This window comes from Amycolatopsis sp. NPDC021455 (assembly GCF_040640995.1).
Classification (GTDB): Bacteria; Actinomycetota; Actinomycetes; order Mycobacteriales; family Pseudonocardiaceae; genus Amycolatopsis.
Window position 1 is genome coordinate 13,471 of record NZ_JBFACT010000035.1, and the last position, 15,694, is coordinate 29,164.

Annotated in this window: 16 protein-coding genes; 7 read left to right on the forward strand and 9 right to left on the reverse strand. The window is 73.3% G+C overall.

All coding sequences use genetic code 11. The features are described from left to right. Positions 1 to 11: 11 nt before the first annotated feature. Positions 12 to 656, reverse strand: coding sequence for a hypothetical protein (locus tag AB0G28_RS30570; protein WP_361096648.1), 645 nt, complete (start codon positions 654 to 656; stop codon positions 12 to 14). A 105-nt stretch (positions 657 to 761) separates the two neighbouring features. Here AB0G28_RS30570 and AB0G28_RS30575 point away from each other — a divergent pair, with 105 nt between their 5' ends. Further along, entirely contained in the window at positions 762 to 1,406 is a 645-nt protein-coding gene (locus tag AB0G28_RS30575; RefSeq protein ID WP_361096854.1) for an HAD family hydrolase, read from the forward strand. On the opposite strand, the gene AB0G28_RS30580 is transcribed toward AB0G28_RS30575, so the two are convergent. Together AB0G28_RS30580 and AB0G28_RS30585 are read right to left on the reverse strand one after the other, a co-directional pair. Further along, positions 1,399 to 2,016 carry a class I SAM-dependent methyltransferase gene (locus AB0G28_RS30580; protein WP_361096651.1) on the reverse strand — a complete coding sequence of 206 codons (618 nt, stop codon included), beginning with the start codon at positions 2,014 to 2,016 and terminating at the stop codon, positions 1,399 to 1,401. The two genes, AB0G28_RS30575 and AB0G28_RS30580, sit on opposite strands and share 8 nt — an antisense overlap. Positions 2,017 to 2,047: 31 nt before the next feature. After that, the gene (locus AB0G28_RS30585) at positions 2,048 to 2,752 is read right to left on the reverse strand and encodes an alpha/beta hydrolase (RefSeq protein WP_361096654.1); all 705 of its coding nucleotides are present in this window, start codon (positions 2,750 to 2,752) and stop codon (positions 2,048 to 2,050) included. Positions 2,753 to 2,874: 122 nt separating this feature from the next. Here AB0G28_RS30585 and AB0G28_RS30590 point away from each other — a divergent pair, with 122 nt between their 5' ends. Beyond that, complete coding sequence (locus AB0G28_RS30590; RefSeq protein ID WP_361096657.1) at positions 2,875 to 3,432, forward strand: TetR/AcrR family transcriptional regulator; 558 nt, start codon at positions 2,875 to 2,877, stop codon at positions 3,430 to 3,432. 81 nt (positions 3,433 to 3,513) lie between these two features. Then, positions 3,514 to 5,499 (forward strand): DNA ligase D, encoded by a 1,986-nt coding sequence (gene ligD, locus AB0G28_RS30595; RefSeq protein WP_361096660.1) that lies wholly within the window; start codon positions 3,514 to 3,516, stop codon positions 5,497 to 5,499. 24 nt (positions 5,500 to 5,523) lie between these two features. Here the strand turns inward: ligD and AB0G28_RS30600 are convergent, their stop codons facing one another. After that, complete coding sequence (locus AB0G28_RS30600; protein WP_361096663.1) at positions 5,524 to 6,153, reverse strand: hypothetical protein; 630 nt, start codon at positions 6,151 to 6,153, stop codon at positions 5,524 to 5,526. Between the two features lie 84 nt (positions 6,154 to 6,237). Further along, positions 6,238 to 7,179 carry a glycoside hydrolase family 43 protein gene (locus AB0G28_RS30605; RefSeq protein WP_361096666.1) on the reverse strand — a complete coding sequence of 314 codons (942 nt, stop codon included), beginning with the start codon at positions 7,177 to 7,179 and terminating at the stop codon, positions 6,238 to 6,240. A 128-nt stretch (positions 7,180 to 7,307) separates the two neighbouring features. Between AB0G28_RS30605 and AB0G28_RS30610 the strand changes: the two genes are divergently transcribed. Then, on the forward strand, positions 7,308 to 8,405 hold the full coding sequence (locus AB0G28_RS30610) for an AI-2E family transporter (protein WP_361096669.1): 1,098 nt from the start codon (positions 7,308 to 7,310) through the stop codon (positions 8,403 to 8,405). 48 nt (positions 8,406 to 8,453) lie between these two features. On the opposite strand, the gene AB0G28_RS30615 is transcribed toward AB0G28_RS30610, so the two are convergent. The 3 genes from AB0G28_RS30615 to AB0G28_RS30625 form a co-directional block, all read right to left on the reverse strand. Next, positions 8,454 to 8,807: a hypothetical protein gene (locus AB0G28_RS30615; RefSeq protein ID WP_361096672.1), complete on the reverse strand. Its 354-nt coding sequence runs from the start codon at positions 8,805 to 8,807 to the stop codon at positions 8,454 to 8,456. A 322-nt stretch (positions 8,808 to 9,129) separates the two neighbouring features. Next, on the reverse strand, positions 9,130 to 9,510 hold the full coding sequence (locus tag AB0G28_RS30620) for a hypothetical protein (protein ID WP_361096675.1): 381 nt from the start codon (positions 9,508 to 9,510) through the stop codon (positions 9,130 to 9,132). Between the two features lie 295 nt (positions 9,511 to 9,805). Then, positions 9,806 to 10,147: a hypothetical protein gene (locus tag AB0G28_RS30625; RefSeq protein ID WP_361096678.1), complete on the reverse strand. Its 342-nt coding sequence runs from the start codon at positions 10,145 to 10,147 to the stop codon at positions 9,806 to 9,808. Positions 10,148 to 11,800: 1,653 nt separating this feature from the next. On the opposite strand from AB0G28_RS30625, the gene AB0G28_RS30630 reads away from it, so the two are divergent. After that, a complete protein-coding gene (locus tag AB0G28_RS30630) occupies positions 11,801 to 12,271 on the forward strand; it encodes a hypothetical protein (protein ID WP_361096681.1) in 471 nt (156 codons plus the stop codon). 83 nt (positions 12,272 to 12,354) lie between these two features. On the opposite strand, the gene AB0G28_RS30635 is transcribed toward AB0G28_RS30630, so the two are convergent. Continuing rightward, a complete protein-coding gene (locus tag AB0G28_RS30635; RefSeq protein WP_361096684.1) occupies positions 12,355 to 13,326 on the reverse strand; it encodes a hypothetical protein in 972 nt (323 codons plus the stop codon). Positions 13,327 to 13,477: 151 nt separating this feature from the next. On the opposite strand from AB0G28_RS30635, the gene AB0G28_RS30640 reads away from it, so the two are divergent. Further along, on the forward strand, positions 13,478 to 14,473 hold the full coding sequence (locus AB0G28_RS30640) for a polysaccharide deacetylase family protein (RefSeq protein WP_361096687.1): 996 nt from the start codon (positions 13,478 to 13,480) through the stop codon (positions 14,471 to 14,473). Between the two features lie 226 nt (positions 14,474 to 14,699). After that, entirely contained in the window at positions 14,700 to 15,626 is a 927-nt protein-coding gene (locus tag AB0G28_RS30645; RefSeq protein ID WP_361096690.1) for a DUF3152 domain-containing protein, read from the forward strand. Positions 15,627 to 15,694: the final 68 nt, after the last annotated feature.

A 15,694-nucleotide genomic window follows, 5' to 3' on the forward strand; every position in this document is an offset into this window, starting at 1 on the left:
GGACGGCCGGTTCAGGACGGCCGCCCGGCCCGGCTTCCCGCGTACGCCCGCTCCCGCACCCGCGCCAGCCAGTCCGGGGCGAAGCCGAGTCCTTCGGGGTGGTTCAGCATGGGGTCGAACGACGGCGCGTCCCCGCCGACGCCGGTCAGCGTCAGCACCGCGCTGTCACACCAGCGGCCGTCTTCACGGCCGGTCCGCAGCACGAACCGCAAGGGGATCGCCGCCCGCACCGCGTCGAGAGACGCCTCGGCCCGCGGCGAAGACGCTTCCGCCCACGCCGCCAGCCAGACCAGCCGATCGGCCCGGCGGTAGGGCACCAAGCTGCTGTACGCGCCGCGTGTCCACGCGGCTGCCGGCCGGGGCAGCAGCCGGCCGAGGTGACCACTGCCGGACGTCGTCAGCGTGATGTCCCACGGCCCGCCGTCGCGGCCCGCGCCGGGGATCCGCACGGCCAGCCCGAGCGCGTCCGGCAGCCGCCCCGGCGTCCCGGCGCCCTTGGACAGCCGCGCGACGACGGACGTCGTCGCCCGCGGCCACGGCAGATCGTCCGCGACGGGCCGGAGCTCGCCGCGCAGCACGACGCCGCCAGGGTGGAAGGCGGGCGCGCGCCGCAGTGCCGCCAGGCCGCGGAAGCCCGTCGAGACGAGGCCGGCCATGTGTAGCTCCCTCGCAGGTGGGGTACTCGGATCACCCTCCCGTTACCCGCGCGGAGCACGGAGAAACCGCACCGACTCGAGGAGCCTGCCATCGCCACCGCGGTCCTGTTCGACGTCGACGGCACGCTCGTCGACTCCAACTACCTCCACGTCCACGCCTGGCGCCGGGCGTTCCACGCGCTGGACCGGAACGTCGACTCCTGGCGCGTGCACCGGGCGATCGGGAAGGGCTCGGGCAAGCTCCTGGCCACCCTGCTGGGCGACGAAGACGCCGAGCGCGTCGGCGACGAGGCCAAGGACCTGCACAGCCGCTTCTACCTCGAGACCGCCGAGTTGCTGCGGCCGTTCGACCGGGCCCCCGACCTCGTCCGCGAGCTGGCGGGACGCGGCGTACGGGTCGTGCTGGCGACGTCGGCGGGGCCGGACGAGCTGGACGCGCTGCGGAAGGTCCTCGACGTCGACGACGTGGTCGCCGGCATCGTGTCCGGGAAGGACGTCGAAGCGACGAAACCCGACCCGGAACCGGTGTTCGCCGCCCTGGAGAAGGCCGGGACGGCACCGGAGGACACGATCTTCGTCGGCGACGCGGTCTGGGACGTCCACGCCGCCACCAAGGCCGGCGTCCGCACGGTCTCGGTGCTCTCCGGCGGGGTCGGCGCGGCGGAACTGACCGGCGCGGGCGCCGTCGCGGTCTACGACGACGCCGCGGCCCTGCTCGACGGCCTCGACGACAGCCTGCTGGTCAGCTGACCTTGCCGGCGACCAGGCGCTCCACCAGCCCCAGCTTGAACCGTTCCCGCCGCTGCACCGGCACTCCCAGTGCCTCGACGAGGACCAGCGGCCGCCGCCGGAAGTGCTCCCCCGCCAGCGGGACGCTCGCCAGCTCGACCAGCCACTGCATGCCGCGCACGAGCCGCGACGACGACGCCACGTGGTCGACCAGGATCAGCCGGCCGCCCGGGCGCAGCACCCGCACCATCTCCGCGACCGCGGCCGCCGGGTCGGGGATGGCGCAGAGGCCGAACGTGCACAGCACGGTGTCGAAGGACGCCTCGGCGAAGGGCAGTTCGTGGGCACTGCCCTGGCGCAGGGTCACCGGGCGGCCGAGCCGGCGGGCGCGGTCCCGGGCGATGGCGAGCATCCCCTCGCTGAGGTCGAGGCCGGTGAGCGTCACCTCCGCGGGGTAGCACGGGAGGTTCAGCCCGGTCCCGACCGCGACCTCCAGGACGTCACCCGCGGCCTGCCCGCAAGCCCACTCCCGCGAGTCGCCGAAGAGACGGCGGTCCCAGACGCCCATCTCCACGTCGTAGGTCGCGGACTTGCGGTCCCAGTACCGCCGCCACCGCTCCGCCTTCGTCATGTCCCCAGCGAAGCACGAACCGGCGCGCCGGTCACTCGGTGCCGGTCGCCGCGGCGACGATCACCTCGGCCACCACCTCCGGCTGGGACACCGCGACGGCGTGCGAAGCGTCGATCCGGCGGACCGTCGAGGACGCGCGCTCGGCCATGAACTCCTGGGCCGCGGCCGGGATCGCGTTGTCCTGGTCGGCGACCAGCGTCCACGAAGGCAGCTTGGTCCACGCCGGGGTGCCTTCGAACGGCGCGGCCAGCGCCTGCTCCGCGACCGGCCGCTGGGTGACCGCCATGATCGCCGCCGTGGCGGCGGGCACGTCGGCGGCGAAGACCTCGGCGAAGTCCTCCGGCTTGATCGACAGCTCGGGCTTGCCGTCGTGGACGAGGACGTTCGTGGTCTCCGGGCCGAGCTTGGCGCCCGGGTAGCGGCCGGACAGCTCGAACACGCTCTCGCCCGCGTCGGGCTGGAAGGCGGCGATGTAGACCAGGGCGCGGACGTTCGGCGTCGAGGTGGCCGCCCGGCTGATCAGGGCGCCGCCGTAGGAGTGGCCGGCCAGCACCACGGGACCGGACACGCCGTTGACGACGTCGGCGACGTAGGCCGCGTCGGACTCGACGCCGCGCAGCGGGTTCGCGACCGCCACCACCGGGAAGCCGAGCTCCTGCAGCTTGGCGACGACACCGTTCCAGCTGGACGAGTCGGCGAACGCGCCGTGGACCAGGACGACGGTGGGCTTGCTCATGTCTGGCTCCTTCGGGAAGAACGATCGGTCTTTCTGTCGGCAACTCTGGCCCGCAGGAGCCGCGTTGGCAATGTGACGAAGCCGATCTGGCAGAACGATCGGTCTTTCTCTATGCTGCGGGGATGAAGACCGTCGACGCGCACCCGAAGGACCGGCTGCTCGCGACCGCCTCGCGGCTGTTCTACGCCGAGGGCATCCACGCCGTCGGAGTCGAGCGCCTGGTCTCCGAGGCGTCCGTGACCCGGGCGACCTTCTACCGGCACTACCCCACCAAGGACGACCTCGTCGCCGCCTACCTCGCCGGCACCAGCCGGCAGATCCGCGCGGCCGTCGAAGCGGCCCGCGCGGGCAAGCCCCCGCGCGAGGCGCTGGCGGACACCATGGCCGTGGTCGGCGACGCGACCCGTGGCGCGGACTTCCGCGGCTGCCAGTTCCTCAACGCCGCCGCCGAATACCCGGACCCGGGGCACCCGGTGCGCGCGGTCATCGACGACCACCGGGAGTGGTTCTTCGCGGTCCTGCGCGAGCAGGCGGCCGCACTCGGCCACCCCGAGCCGGACCACGCGGCGCGCGTGCTCGTCCTGCTGCGCGACGGCGCGCTGCACGGCGGCGAGCTCGACGACCCCGAGAAGGTGCGCGCGACGCTCCGCCGGGCCGTCGAGGACCTCTTCCCCGCCTGAGCCAGCCGCCTTCACCTGCGAAAACCCGGCGGAACTAGGCCGAACGAGTTACCTTGGGCCCGTAAGGTGACGGAGGTGGGGATGACGGCAGACGACGCGTCGCACGTCCCGGCCTGGATCGAGCCGATGCTCGCCAAGGCCGACGGCGGACGGCTGCGCAGCGGTCCCGAGTGGGCCTACGAGTACAAACTGGACGGTTACCGCGCGGCCATGCGGATCGGCCCGGCCGGCACCACCGTGCTCACCAGCCGCAACAACATCGACTTCACGGCCGAGTTCGCCGATCTCGCCGGCGTGCTCGCCCCCGCCCTCGACGGCCGGGCCGCCTACCTGGACGGCGAGGTCGTCGTCTACGGCGAGGACGGCCGGATCGACTTCGAGCTGATGCAGGAACGCCGCGGGCGGTACGTCCGGCACCAGAGCGGGCCGAGGGGGCTGGAGTTCAAGGACGTCCCGGTCCGGTTCCTGGCCTTCGACCTGCTCCGGCTCGGCGACCGCAGCCTGCTCGCCACGCCGTACGAGGAACGCCGTCGTCTGCTGGCGGCCCTGCCGATGCCCGACCCCTACCGCGTCTCGGTGGTCCGCGCGGTCACCTTCGACGAGCTCGCCGCCGACCGCCGCACCCCCGAAGACTTCCTCGCCCACGCCGCGTCCGCCGGGTACGAAGGCGTCGTCGCGAAGCTGCGCTCCTCCCCTTACGTCCCCGGCCAGCGGCCGGACTCCTGGCTCAAGCACCCGCTGATCCGGACGCAGGAGGTCGTCGTCTGCGGCTGGCGCCCCGGCCAGCGCAGCTTCACCGGCACCCTCGGCGGCCTGCTGCTCGGCGCGCACGATCCGGCGACCGGCGACCTCGTCTACATCGGCGACGTCGGCACCGGGTTCAGCCAGGCGACCCGGGCCGACCTGCAGGCGCGGTTGCAGCGGCTCGAGCGCCGCACGCACCCGTTCGTGGCGACGCCGCCGCGGGAGGACACCGTCCGCGCCCGCTGGGTCGAACCGCGCCTGGTGGGCGAGATCGTCTACCGGCAGTTCACCCGCGCCGGCCGCGTCCGCCACACCGCGTGGCGCGGCCTGCGCCACGACAAGGAACCGCGCGACGTCATCGCTCCCCGCGCGGTCCCGCACGAACCCGCCGCCCCGCCGCCACCCCCGCCCGAGCCCGCGGGTCAGCGGATCACCGTCCAGGCCGGCAACCGGCGGCTCACGCTGTCCAATTTGGACAAGGTGCTGTACCCGGCGGACGGGTTCACCAAGGGCGAGGTGATCAACTACTACTCCCGCGTCGCCGAGGTGCTGCTGCCGCACCTGGCGGGCCGGCCCGTCACGTTCATCCGCTACCCCAACGGCGTCGACGGCGAGAAGTGGTTCGAGAAGAACGTCCCGAACGGCGCCCCGGCCTGGCTGCGCACGGTGCGGCTGCCGAGCACCGGCTCACGCGGCAACGGCGGCACCATCGTGTACCCGCTGCTGGACGACCTCCCGGGCCTGGTGTGGGCGGCGAACATGGCGGCGCTCGAGCTGCACGTTCCCCAGTGGACGGTGGAGGGAAGCAAGCGGCGGCCCCCGGACCGGCTGGTGTTCGACCTCGACCCCGGGCCGGGCACCACGATCGTCGACTGCTGCCGGGTGGCCGTCCGCCTCCACGACGTCCTGGTCGCCGACGGGCTCACCCCGTACGCGAAGACGTCGGGTTCCAAGGGAATGCAGCTGTACTGCGGAATAGAGACCGACGACCCGGCGGCGCCGTCGGCCTACGCCAAGCGGCTGGCCCAGCAGCTGGCCCGGGAGACGCCGGAGTCGGTGACGGCGGTGATGGCGAAGGCCCAGCGCACCGGCCGGGTGTTCATCGACTGGAGCCAGAACAACCCGGCCAAGACGACGGTGGCGCCGTATTCGCTGCGCGGCCGCGACCACCCGACGGCGTCGACCCCGGTGACGTGGGAGGAGGTCCGCGCCTGCCGCCACGTCAACCACCTGACGTTCACCGCGGAGGAGGTCCTCGACCGCCTCGAAGACCACGGCGACCTCCTCGCGGACCTGGTGGACACCCGCATTCCGCTCCCCTGAGGGACGCCCGGCCTCAAACGGGGCCTACTCGCGATCGCGGTGCACGAGACGCTTCGCCTTGCCCACCAAGCCGCGGAACATCGAGACCGGGCCCGGGCGAGCCTGGGGTTCGGTCGGCTTCTCGTGGCGGAGTCCTGGTTCCGGCTGTTCTTCGGCGGCTCGCGGCGGCTGCTGCGCGGGAATTTCCTCTTGCTGTGACGGGGTTTCCGGCTCGGCCGGCCGATGCTCGGGTTGCGACTGAACTTGCGCGGCACCCGCCCTTCGCGAAGCCGGCGCCGAAACCCGCCGCGCCACCGGCGCGCGGGCCGGGGCCGAACCCTGCGGCGAAACCCGCCGCACGGCCGGGGCCGGAGCCGGGATTCCCGGCTCAGCCGTGCCCGGCCGTGGCGGGGGGATCTCTCCCGCGATCGTCCCCGTCTCCGGCACCGCACTCACCCGCCCGGGAGCGACCGGGGGTGCCGGCCGTGCCAGCATTTCCGGGGTGATGGCCGGGGTCATCAGCGGCGTGTGCGCCGTGTCGGCGTTGGGCACCGCCGGTTCGCGGGCCGCCGGGTAACGGGCCAGCGGATCGTCGTCGGCCGCCCGGTGGCTCCGGAGGAGACCGCAGCAGCCCAGCAGGCCGAGCAAACCGGCCAAACCCCACCACACCGTCATGACGTTCCTCCGTTCCCTCGCTCCCACTCCGGATAACCCCGCCGCGCGCGGCCAACCGGAGCCTTACCCGGGTGGGTGACACGCTCAGCCCAGCCGCGGGACGTCGCCCGGGAAGGAGATCGGCAGCGAATACAGGCCCCGCGCGGTGCGGCCGCCGCCCAGCCAGCCGTGGAAGAAGATGTGGCCGTCCACGACGTCGGCGCCGCCCGGGGCGTCCACCTTCCCGCCGAGCAGGCCGGTCGACAGGAACGGGGCGTCGGCCTTCACGAACGGGCCCGCCGGCGTCGGCGCGGACGCGTAACCCGTGTGGTAGCCCGAACTCTGGAACGTGTCGGCCGAGTAGAACAGCAGATACCGGGACGGCGTCTTCACCATCGCCGGTGCCTCGACGACCGCCTTCTCGGCCGTCAGGTCCGCCCGCAGCAGCTCGGTGCGCGGGCCGGTGAGCGTGCGCCCGTCGGCCTGCAGCCGCTGCGTCCAGATCGCCGCCGGTGCCCCGGTGGCCGCGCCGTCGCTCTTGTACAGCAGGTGGCGGGACCCGTCGGTGTCGACGAACGTCTGCGGGTCGATGTCGCCGTGGTCCTCGGGCACGCACACCAGCGGCCGGTCGCCGACCGGGGTGTACGGCCCTGGGGGTTTCGCCGCCGTCGCCACGCCGAGGCACATCTCGCCGCCGTCGGTCAACGCGGCCGCGAAGTACAGCACGAACGAGCCGTCCGCCAGCTGCGTGACGTCCGGGGCCCAGAACCCGCCGTCCGGCTTGGCCCACGCGGGCACCGCGCCCAGCGCGTCGCCGCCGATCCGCCACGGCCCGTCCGGGGCCGGGGCGGTCGCGAACGGAATCCGCCCCGAACCCGTGCTCGTCGAGAACGCGAAGTAGCCGTCCGCGGTCTTGACGACGTCCGGGTCGGGGAAGTCCTGGCCGATCAGCAGCCGCGGCGCGCTCAGGGCCGCCGCTTCCGGGCACGCCGCGAAGGCGGCCAGGAGGGTGATGACGGGGACGAGCAGGAAACGCCGGATGCCCATACGCGATTCTGCTTGCCCCGCAAAGCATCCGGCAACGGCAGGAGGCCGCCGTCACCGGGAAGCGTGGACTTGCCCGCCCCCCGGATCGGGTGGATTCGGCGCGGCCGCGCCGGGGTAGCCGCCGTCTCATGCACGCGACGAGTGGACGGGGTGCGCACCGCGCCGGGCACCCCGTCGGCGAAGCCGAAGGTGTGGCGGCCCGGCAGGAAAAACCCTTGGGTGCCCCGGGAAAGCCGCTCGACCGCCGGTCGCCGTTCTTCGCCGGGATGGCCGCCGCGGCCGGCGTGGCCGTCACCGTCGCGGCCGTCGAAGTCGTCCTCGCGGCTTCGGATGTGCTGCTCCTGATCGGGATCGCGTTCTTCCTCGCGGTAGGGCTCGAGCCAGTGACCGCCCGGCTCGCGCGCCGGATGCCCCGCGGGCTCGCCGCCGCCGTCGTCGTGGTGACCGGGCTGGCGGTCCTCGGCGGCGCCGTCGCGGCCGCGGCCGTGCCCCTCGCCGACCAGGCCGGGCAGCTGCGGGACGGCGCTCCCCGCTACCTGGCGCTGCTGCACGACCGCAGCACTCTGCTGGGCCGTGCCGACGAAACCTTCGGTCTCGAAGCGGCCATCCGGTCGGTCCACCTGGCGGACGTCGCGAAGTCGTTCGCCGGCCTGCTCGGCGACGCCGCGATCGTCGTGGTGCTCGCCACCTACTTCGTCGCGGAGTTCCCGCGGATCCGCACCGCGCTGTACCGGCTGGCCCCGCGCTCGCGGCGGCCGCGGGTGATCCTGATCGGGGACGCGGTGTTCCGGAAGGTGGGCGCGTACCTCGTCGGCAACGCCGTGGTGTCGCTGATCGCCGGGACGGCGGCGTTCGCGTGGCTCTGGGCCTTCGGCGTGCCCTACCCGCTCGTGCTCGCCGTGCTCGTCGCGGTGCTGGACCTCGTCCCGGTGGCGGGCTCGGTGGCGGCCGGGGCCGGCACCAGTCTCGTCGCCCTCACGGTGTCGGTTCCCGTCGGGCTCGCCACCGCCGGGTTCTTCGTCGGCTACCGCGTGCTGGAGGACTACGTGCTGCTGCCGAAGATCGTCGGCCGGGCCGTCCGGATCCCGGCGCTGGTCACCGTCGTCGCGGTGCTGCTGGGTTTCGCCCTGCTCGGCGTGGTCGGGGCGTTCGTCGCGGTGCCCGTCGCGGCCGCGATCCTGCTGGTGGTGCGGGAAGTGGCCGTCCACCGGCTCGACCGGACGTGAAACCGCCGCGCGGGGGTTGTCCCCCGCGCGGCGGTGCGGCCGGACCGGTCAGTCGCCCTGGGCGGTCCCGCCGTCGGCGATGTCACCGGCGGCGCAGTTCTGCGGCACCTCGCCCTCGGCGTCGTGCGCGCCCGGGGAGAGCACGGGGACACCGACGCCGTTGGCGACGTCCTGCACCGGAACCTGGACGCCGAGCACGTTGACGTTGTCGTCGCAGACGCCGCCGACGACGTTCAGGTTGTGCACCGCGTCGAGGTTCTGCACGTTGCCGACGAGGCCGAACTGCTCGTTGGTGTCGACCGGGTGGCCGTCGACGCTGATGCCGGCCGCGGACGCGGATCCGCCGAGCACCGCCATCCCGGCGGCGAGGGCGGTGGCGACGAAGCCGAGCTGCTTGATCACGGAAAGAACTCCTTCTGCAGACCCGCCGGACTCTCCGGCGGGGGATCGGGGAAATGACCGGGACCCGGCTTCGGTTCGCCGGGCCCGGAAAGGTCGGTTAGGGTGCGTCTCAAGCCGGGTGGGACCGGCGCACGTCTCCAGTGCCGTGGCCGGTCCCACCCGGGCCGGCGTCGTGCGGCGCCGCCGCGTGCCCGGGACGCGGAGCCGGAGTGTGCAGCTCGCTCCGTGTTCCGGGCACGCGATACGACGTCGGCGCGACGGCCGGATTCCCGCGCCTCGAGCCGGCTTCCGCACACACAGCGGGCGGTCTCGGCGCGGAGATTCAGTTGTCCTGGCTGGTGCCGCCGTCGGCGAGGCCACCCGAAGCGCAGTTGTACGGCGACTCCCCGCTGGCCTCGTGCTCACCCGGCGACAGGATCGGCACGCCGATGCCGTTGAGCGAGTCGTGGATCGGGACCTGGACGCCGAGCACGTTGACGTCGTTGCCGCACACGCCGAGCGTGCCGTTGACGTTGTGCAGCACGTCGGTGTTGTCCAAGTTCACCAGGCCCACCTGGCCGAACTGGTCGTAGCCGCCGTAGGGGTGGCCGTGGTGGTGCCCGTGGTGCTCGTGCCCGTCCGGGGTGCCGGCCGCGGCGACGCCGCCGGCCAGGAACGCGCCGGCCGCCACCGCGGTCGTGACGAAGCCGATCTTCTTCAGCATGGATTGCTCCTCGATGGATGATTGCGTGGGACGGCAGTGAAGGTGTGTTCTCCGGCCCGTGTGAGGGAAACGTACTCAAGACGTGGGCGTCGTTTCCACTTCGTGCCACCATCGTGTGGGTGCCGCAAGTCCCTGACCGCACAAGGAGTGGTCCGATCGGGTTACGGAGATCCCTTTCCCTGCAGGAACTTTCCCCTTTCGCCGACCGATATCGGTTGGTGGTCAAGGAAAGTTTCCGGGCATGCGAAAGAGCCCTGCGCCGCCTTGACGGCGCAGAGCTCCTCGGGACGGTTTCCTATTCGGGCCAGGCCTCGGCTTCGGCCGTGAGCGCGGTGGTCACGTCGATTTCGCCCGACCGCACCCGCCACGCGAGCGAGTCCGGCCGCGGCTGCAGCAGGTGCCAGCCGGTGACGTCTTCGTCGGTGTAGCAAGGGTTTTCGTCGTCACCGATCCCCAGCGCGGCGAAGTACTGACGGGCGGGCCAGGTTTCCGGAACCCAGCCGCGGGCCCAGCGAACGACGATCCTGGCGAGGTCGTTGCGGCCGTCCGCCGGGTGGATCAGGCGGTCGCCGGTGGTGCAGATGAGGCGTGGCGTGTAGGTCGCGCCGAGCGGCGCGACCACGAGTTCAGTGTTCATTCCTCCCCCGGGTCCACGGCAGTGGACGGTGTTTCCCAGTGCGGAAGCGCAGGCGGCGCGAAAAGGGAAGGACAGCCGGGCGGAGCCCGCACGCCTCGATCTCGAGCCGGGCGGCGTCGCCCGTTCCCGTGACGGCGAGTGTGAACCCGGGCGGCGGGGGTACGCCGCGGAAGATCGACTGTCCGAACGGAAGGAAGAGCCACCATGCACGGCACGGCACGAAAACTGGTCTGCGGCACCGCCGCGGCGGCCGCCATCGCCCTGACCGGAGCGGCCCCCGCAGCGGCGACGCCCACTCCGTCGGGCCGACGACGGAACGAGCCACGAAGACAACGGCGACAACGGGTTGTGGGGCCTGCTGGGCCTGGCCGGTCTGCTCGGGTTGGCAGGACTGGTCCGGCGCGGGCCGAGGCCCGGCGCGATGGCGGGATACCCGGTCGCCGGGGCGACGCCGCCTGCCAACGCATATCCGCCCGCCGAGCCGCGGCGGAACCCGCCGGGCGCCTGAGCTTCGCCGATGCGCCGCGCGCGGGGCGTCCGGATGGTCCGGGCGCCCTGCGCCGGGTCTCCGCCGGGTGACTGAGCCCCGCCGGCACTCCGAACCCGGGTGCCGTGGTTGCCCAGCACCGCAAGTCCCGCCACCGAACCACGGAAACCGCCAAGCGCCAGAACCCCACCGGCACCCGGTGGTCGAGCAGCCCAGGTGCCGCCCACCGCGCATCCGCCAGGCCACTGCACCCAGCCGACCTCCCATGGCCGCGCGCATCCACAAGGGCGCTGCACCCCACCGGCCTCCCGCGGCGGCGTACCCCGGGTGCCACCCACCGCGCATCCGCCAGGCCACTGCACCCCACCGGCCTCCCCCAGCCGCGCACCCCCGGCGCCACCCACCGCACATCCGCCAGGCCACTGCACCCAGCCGGCATCCCATGGCCGCGCGCATCCGCAAGGGCACTGCACCCCACCGGCCTCCCGTGGCCGCGCACCCCCGGCGGCACCCGCCGGGCATCCACCGGGCAACTGAACCCCGCCGGCGCTCCGAACCCGGGTGACATCGATGCCCAGCACGGCGTATCCCCTCTCTTCGCGCAGAACGTCCCGGCGCCGATCGCGTCGGGACGTTCTGCGTTTCGTGCTTTCTCGAAGTGGCGCCTTCGTGTCAGGTCCGGCACCGAAGCGGTCGCGGACACGGCCGGAAAAACCGGCCGCACGACCGCCGCCCAGATTAGCGATGTGCTCGGCGAGCGAGAAGTGCTTTTGCGTCGTACCCTTCTTAAGTGTGGCTTTCCCGCCCACGGCAAACGCGCCTGATTACCCATTCTTTCTTCTCATAAACGTCACGAACGAGTGAAACTCACGTTCCTCCCGTGAACCACGCTTCCTCCACCTTCGGTGAGAAAAATCGGCTCGATTCAGCCGTCCATCGTAACCATCGAACACTACCGAGTGACCTCATTACCGAACGTGGCCGAAGCGCCGAATTGCGTTTCCCCGGCTTCACGCGAACTCGATGTTTGTTCCGCGCGAGCCCGTCGCCCGCACACCGTACGGAATCGGCGACCGCCGCGCGGGCCGGGACATCCGCTCGCGCTATCGCCGGCAGAAGATCACCATGATCGCAGTCGGCATCGGAATACCTCCCAGGAGTACGACATGAAAAGTGCAGTGACACGCGCCGCCATGATCCTTCTCACCGCTGCCGCGGTGACCCTCACCGGCGCCGGGGTGGCCGCGGCCGGTGGTCCGGGTGGCAGCGGCTCCTCGAGCACCACGAGCGCCGCGGCGGAGGTCCAGGGGCTGCGTGACCAGCTGTCGTCCCGTGCGGACCACGGCGACGTCGCCGGCACGCAGCGCACCCTCGGCGAGCTGGATCCGTTGCTCACGGATCTGGCGCAGGGCAAGCGGTACACGATCCAGACCGCGGCGCGGGACAGCGCGGCGACGGCCCGGCAGGAGAACACCAAGGCACGCGAGGGGGTCGACGAACTCGCGGCACAGCTGAAGTCCCGCCAGTCGCTGCCGCCGGTCACCACCCTGCTCAACGCGCTGCTGCAGCGGTTGCTGGTCAGCCTCTCCGCCCTGGTCAACGACCTTCTCGGCGGGCTGCCCGTCCCGGTCGGCTAGACCGCACCGGACCCCCGGACGGGCAAGCCGGCGAAGGCCCGGTGCGACACCGCACCGGGCCTTCGTCGTCCGCGAACCGACGGCTATTCGTAGACGACGTAGGCGGGCGCCGGGGTCAGGGCCAGGACTTCCGCCGGGCTCATCAGAGCCGCGCCGCGGCGGGTGTCCTCCTCGAAGAAGAGCTTGAACCCCGGGCGGACGTGGGCGGGCATGGTCGTCATCAGCGTCCGCCACGTCGCCTTCTTCGCCGCCGCCGAACCGATGCCGTCGACCACCTTGACCACCGAAACACCCTGGTGCGGCAGGAGAAGCGCTTCATCGCGCACCACCGAGGCGGCCACCTGGTGGTAGACCATGACCTTGGCGGGCAGGCGGTGCGCCTCGGCCAGGCCGCCGAGGTACCGGGCCACCTCGTCGAGCTCGGCGCCGGTCGTGCGGCCGAACTTCCGGCCCGGCACCACGCCCGGTTCCACCGCCCACTCGGGGTCGAGCGCGACCCCGACGTCGGGCTCGGTCAGCCACCGCTCGTAGGCTCGCACCTCCGGCGGGAAGTCGGCGCGGCCGGGCTGGATGTTCAGCAGCAGCAAGCCGTTCAGCGCGCGGGCCGCGCCGAGGTAGTCGCGGACGGTCGAGTCTTCGCAGCGGCTGCGGTACATGCCGTCCGCGCCGGGCGAGCGGTGCACGGTGGTCGCGATCAGCTCGACGACCGGGGTGACCGGCCGTCCCGGCGGGAACGCCCGGATCTGCGCCTGGAGCCGGCGGCTCGCTTCCGCGAGGTCGCCCGTCATCCGGCCGAGCGCCTTCGCGCCCGGCGCGCCGCAGAACCCGACGAGAAGGCTTGTCTCCAGCGGGTTCGGCGGCGGTGACGGCGGAGCGGCGGACGACGCCGGGACCGGCGCGGCCACCGCCCGGCCCAGCCGCGGCGCGCCGCACGCGCTCGTCGCCAAGCCCGCGAGAGCGGCGGTGAGGACCAGGCGTCGATCGAAGGTTCGTTCGGCGGTGACCGCCTTTTTCGGGACCATCGCGGGGAAATACCCGACGACGATCTTCGCCAAACCGGTTTCCCGGCGATCACCACATCGTGCCCGAGCCGGTTTCCGGCCTAGCGCCACGGCCAGCGGAAACCCGCGGTGGCACGGGATTCCGCGCTCACCCGACCCGGTGGCCCGGCCCGCGCCGGCCGCGGGGCCGACGCACACTTCGGGCATGCGTTGCCTTTTCCGGTCCGGCGCCGGGTTCGCCGCTCTCCTCGCCCTGGCGGCCTGCGGTGCGCCCGCACCCGTGGCCCCGGCTCCGGCGTCGCCACCGCCGCCGGCCACGCCGGCCCGGGTCACGGCCGCCGCCGCGCGCCAGGTGGGCGCCGACGAGCTCGGCCGGGTGCCGATCCTCATGTACCACCGCATCGCCGAGCGGCCGCGGTCGGTCTACGACCGCACGCCCGCGGACTTCACCGCGGAGCTCGAGCGGCTCGCGGACGAGAACTACGTGCCCGTCACCACCGCCGAGCTCCTCGCCCGGCGGCTCGACCTGCCGGCGGGCACGCACCCGGTGGTGCTGACCTTCGACGACGGCGACCCGAGCGCGTTCAGCCTCACCCCGCAGGGACAACCGGCACCGGGCACTGCGGTCCGGATCCTGCTCGACGTCGCCGCCGCGCACCCGCGGTTCCGGCCGGTCGCCGGCCTGTACGTCAACGAGCACCCGTTCGGCGGGGACGGGCGGGCCCTGAGCTGGCTGGCCGAGCACCACTTCGAGATCGGCAACCACACGCGGCGGCACACGAACCTGCGCACGGCCGCCGAAAGCGCGGTGACCACCGCCATCGCGGAAGAGGACGCCCTGATCCGCCAGGCGGTGCCGGGCTACCGGCCGGCGACGCTGGCACTGCCGTTCGGCACCCACCCGCGCAAGGAGGAGCTGGCGTTGCGGGGACCGGGGTACGCCTACGACGGCGTACTGCTCGTCGGCGCGGGCCCGGCACCGTCCCCGTGCTCGGGCGCGTTCGACCCGGGCTCGATCCCCCGCATCCGCTCCCAGTCGGCGGGCGAGGAGGCGGAGTACGGCTCGGCCCATTGGCTGGACGTGCTGGCCTCTCCGGCCGGACACCGCTACACCTCCGACGGCGACCCGTCGACGGTGGCGTATCCCAGGTCCGAGGGTGCGGTGGCACCGGCCTGTGCGAGCGTGGGCCTTGCCTACTGACCCGATCCCGGCGGCCCGCGTCGACTGGCTTCCGCAGCCCCGGCGCCGTCCGGTGCGGCCGGGCGGCGGCCCGGCGCCAGGCACCACACGGGCCGCTCCGGTGATTCCCACCGCACAGGCCGCTCGGGCGACTTCGACCCACCCGGCCGAACCGGCGCCCGAGCCGCCAACCCGCACCGCCCAGGCCGCGCTCGCCCCGTCCGCGGAAGCAGCCCCGGCCTTCCCCATGCCACGGGCGACTTTCCTCGCCCCGGCCTTGGCGGTCGGCCCACCGGCTCCGCGGGTGCCCCGCCCCGCCTTCCTCCCCCTGCCCGGCCCGCTGCCCACCCCCGAGCCCGCGCCGCCACGCGATCCGCCGCCGACGGCGTGGTGGCCGCCCGCCGTGCTCGTTTTCGGCGTTGCGCTCGCCGTCGCCCTTCTGCTCATCCCGCGGGCGGTCGAACCGCGGCGGGTCACCGGGACCGCCTCGGCCCTACCGCCGGCCGTCACCCCGACGACCGTCCCACCACCGGAACCCGCCGCGCTCCCCGGCGGCACGCCGGTCACCGAGGCCGGCGCCGGCACCTGGCACGTCGTCCCCGGGCCGGGCACCGTCGCCGGGACCGGCTCGAAGGTCCTCACCTACACCGTCGAGATCGAGGACGGCGTGGACGTCCCCTCCTTCGCCGCGGACGTCGACGCGGTCCTCGCCGACCCGCGCGGCTGGATCGGGCTCAAAACCGTCACCTTCCGGCGGCTCGGCCCGGCCGACGGCGAGCCCGCCGTCCGGATCAGCCTGACCAGCCCCGGGACCGCCCGGCGTCCCGACCTCTGCGGCTTCACCGTCCCCTTCGACTCCTCCTGCCGCCTCACGCGGGGCCACCGGATCGTCGTCAACCTGGCCCGCTGGCTCCGCGGTGCCCATTCCTTCGGCCACGACCTCGCCGGCTACCGGGCCTACGCCATCAACCACGAGGTGGGCCACGCCCTCGGCTTCGGGCACGTCGGCTGCCCCGCCACCGGGGCGCCGGCGCCGGTCATGATGCAGCAGACCTTCGGGCTGGCGAACACCTACCTCGCCGAGCTCAACCGCGCCGAACCCGGCGCCGCTCGCGTCCGGCCCGACGGTGCCGTCTGCCGGCCCAACCCCTGGGTCACCGCCGCCGCGCACTGAGCGCGGTGGTTTGGACCGCCGCCGACCGGGTACCCACCCCGGGTTTCACTGCGGCTGCGGGAGGGGTG

What these genes read in the sequence shown, in the direction of transcription:
- AB0G28_RS30570 (WP_361096648.1), bottom strand. Translation starts at nt 656, where the DNA reads ATGGCCGGCCTCGTCTCGACGGGCTTCCGCGGCCTGGCGGCACTGCGG.
- AB0G28_RS30580 (WP_361096651.1), bottom strand. Translation starts at nt 2,016, where the DNA reads ATGACGAAGGCGGAGCGGTGGCGGCGGTACTGGGACCGCAAGTCCGCG.
- AB0G28_RS30585 (WP_361096654.1), bottom strand. Translation starts at nt 2,752, where the DNA reads ATGAGCAAGCCCACCGTCGTCCTGGTCCACGGCGCGTTCGCCGACTCG.
- AB0G28_RS30590 (WP_361096657.1), top strand. Translation starts at nt 2,875, where the DNA reads ATGAAGACCGTCGACGCGCACCCGAAGGACCGGCTGCTCGCGACCGCC.
- ligD (WP_361096660.1), top strand. Translation starts at nt 3,514, where the DNA reads ATGACGGCAGACGACGCGTCGCACGTCCCGGCCTGGATCGAGCCGATG.
- AB0G28_RS30600 (WP_361096663.1), bottom strand. Translation starts at nt 6,153, where the DNA reads ATGACGGTGTGGTGGGGTTTGGCCGGTTTGCTCGGCCTGCTGGGCTGC.
- AB0G28_RS30605 (WP_361096666.1), bottom strand. Translation starts at nt 7,179, where the DNA reads ATGGGCATCCGGCGTTTCCTGCTCGTCCCCGTCATCACCCTCCTGGCC.
- AB0G28_RS30610 (WP_361096669.1), top strand. Translation starts at nt 7,308, where the DNA reads ATGCACGCGACGAGTGGACGGGGTGCGCACCGCGCCGGGCACCCCGTC.
- AB0G28_RS30620 (WP_361096675.1), bottom strand. Translation starts at nt 9,510, where the DNA reads ATGCTGAAGAAGATCGGCTTCGTCACGACCGCGGTGGCGGCCGGCGCG.
- AB0G28_RS30625 (WP_361096678.1), bottom strand. Translation starts at nt 10,147, where the DNA reads ATGAACACTGAACTCGTGGTCGCGCCGCTCGGCGCGACCTACACGCCA.
- AB0G28_RS30630 (WP_361096681.1), top strand. Translation starts at nt 11,801, where the DNA reads ATGAAAAGTGCAGTGACACGCGCCGCCATGATCCTTCTCACCGCTGCC.
- AB0G28_RS30640 (WP_361096687.1), top strand. Translation starts at nt 13,478, where the DNA reads ATGCGTTGCCTTTTCCGGTCCGGCGCCGGGTTCGCCGCTCTCCTCGCC.
- AB0G28_RS30645 (WP_361096690.1), top strand. Translation starts at nt 14,700, where the DNA reads ATGCCACGGGCGACTTTCCTCGCCCCGGCCTTGGCGGTCGGCCCACCG.